1 protein-coding gene is annotated in these 1157 nt (G+C 28.9%); it reads right to left on the reverse strand.

Features of this window, described 5'->3' with window-relative positions:
• The coding region (locus tag ABDH49_05370) for an efflux RND transporter periplasmic adaptor subunit (GenBank protein MEN3046392.1) at positions 1-832 on the reverse strand (832 nt) is incomplete at its 3' end.
• Positions 833-1157 lie beyond the last annotated feature (325 nt).

Consider the following 1157-nt stretch of genomic DNA (forward strand, 5'->3'; position numbering starts at 1 on the left):
TAACTGAACTTGATGGTATTACAAGTTTCTCGCCATAATCTATTTTTATCTCTAAATTTACAAATTTGTTCGGCTTTAGCAGATAATCTTTATTTAAAACCTCTATAACAATTCTATTTGTCCTTTTCTCAGGATTTAAGTAAGGGTAAATATACTTTACTTTTCCTTTAAGAGTTAAATTTGGATTATAGAGAAAGCTTATAGGAACTTCATAACCTTCTTTAATTAGACTTCCCTCATACTCGTATATTTCTCCTAAGATCCATACTTTTTTAAGGTCCACTATTTTAAATAAGGGGAGTCCTGGTTCTACTTTCATTCCTTCAAATATATTTTTCTCTATAATGAAGCCCTCATAGGGAGAATAAAAACTTATAATTGGACTTACCCTTTTGTCTTTAACAATCTTTTCTATTTGGAATTCTCTAATACCAAGAAGTAAAAGCCTATGTTTAACGTTTTTAAAAAGGGAGGTATCTTCTTTTTCTATAGATAAAAGAAGTTCATTAAAATTTTGGTAAAGTTCAGGTGAGTAAATTTCAAAGAGTTTACTATCCCTTTGAATAAATTTTCCCTCAAAGTTTGTATAGAGTTTTTCTATCCAACCGCCAAATTTTAGATTTACTTCAAAAATTCTCCTTTCATCATAATCTATTTTACCGTAAGTTCTTATAATTTTTGTTAGATTTCTTTTCTTTACGGTATCCCTTTTAATACCAATCAAAAGCTCCTTGTGAGGAGATATTTTGATTCCCTGTTTATCCTTAATTTCTTCCTCATAGGGTTCCCACCTATTGTTTCTAAAAATCATTTTTCTTTCTACTAACTTCATATAACAGATGGGACAATCTCCCTTTTTTGTCTCAATTATTTGAGGGTGCATAGGACGAGTAAAAAGTGTCCTAATTTCACCTTCCTTTGGTTTTCCTCTTCCCTTTTGCAGTTTGAAAGAAAAGTCAAAAATATTAAAAAAAGCAAAAGAAAATTTCTCATATTTTACCTCCTGTTAATTTTTTAATCTTTGATCTTATCTTTAAAATTTCTTTTAAATTTTCAAGGTAATCTAATTTTATTTCGTAAAATAATCTTTGGGAATCAAGAAAGGAGGAAATATCAATTTTGGAAGTTATAAAAGCCTTTTCTTGTGAAAAGAAGCT

This window comes from Candidatus Hydrothermales bacterium (assembly GCA_039630235.1).
Classification (GTDB): domain Bacteria; phylum Hydrothermota; class Hydrothermia; order Hydrothermales; family JAJRUZ01; genus JBCNVI01.